This window comes from Ectobacillus ponti, from assembly GCF_024294785.1.
GTDB classification, from domain to species: Bacteria; Bacillota; Bacilli; order Bacillales; family Bacillaceae_G; genus Ectobacillus; species Ectobacillus ponti.
The window spans coordinates 1-769 of the sequence record NZ_JANCLT010000062.1; the positions used below are offsets into that span (position 1 = coordinate 1).

At 56.6% G+C, this 769-nt stretch carries 2 protein-coding genes; both read right to left on the reverse strand.

The genetic code is table 11. From position 1 onward, the window contains the following. Nucleotides 1–262: 262 nt before the first annotated feature. A complete protein-coding gene (locus tag NK662_RS24570) occupies nt 263–478 on the reverse strand; it encodes an alpha-amylase inhibitor/seed storage/lipid transfer family protein (RefSeq protein ID WP_254761338.1) in 216 nt (71 codons plus the stop codon). A 20-nt stretch (nt 479–498) separates the two neighbouring features. Then, complete coding sequence (locus tag NK662_RS24575; RefSeq protein WP_279665864.1) at nt 499–693, reverse strand: glyceraldehyde 3-phosphate dehydrogenase NAD-binding domain-containing protein; 195 nt, start codon at nt 691–693, stop codon at nt 499–501. Nucleotides 694–769: the final 76 nt, after the last annotated feature.

Genomic DNA, 769 nt, shown 5'->3' on the forward strand with positions numbered 1-769 from the left:
AAAAAATACATATATATTGACCAGTAAACTGATCACCCGGGGTCACAACCAACACTTACACATGTAATAATACATACTGGCCAATGGTTTTTTCCCAGAACTAATTAAACTTTGCAAGCATAAACAAAGACAAAACAGACAGTTTCCAAAGTTCAGAGAGTTCAGACTGCTCACAGTAAACCAACCAACAAAAACATGTAGACGACGTGTAGCACACTGTCAATCGATCGATCGATCGATCGGCTGCAGTGTCCCAATGTGATTAAGCACACTGGTAGTCGGATGGGCAGATCTTGCCGCAGTTGTTGAGGATGAGGCTGAGGTCGATGGGGATGTTGAGGTTGATGCCGAGCACGTTGGCCTTGATGGCGGTGCAGAGGCAGACGGCGGCGTCGAGGTCGACGAGGCCGTCGAGCAGCGAGCAGCAGGGCTCGTACGGCGACACGGCGCCGACCTTGGCCTTGACGAGGCCCAGCACGTTGGCGCACACGTGCAGCTTCAGCGCGTCGCGCGGGCACGCCCCGGCGCCGCCGCCGGGCGTCGGCGGCGTCGGCGCCGGCGAGTCATGTAGTCGGTGGTGATGAAGGGGTCGTTGACGGCGACGAGCTCGACGTCGTCGCTCTGCAGGGCCACCCTGGCCACGAGCCTCCCGATCCTCCCGAACCCATTGATCCCGATCTTAATCTTCGCCATTTGCGATTTCGATCTGAACTAAGCGAGAGGAGGGATGAGATGCGGGGGTCGAGAGCTACAAGTGCGATGCGACGCG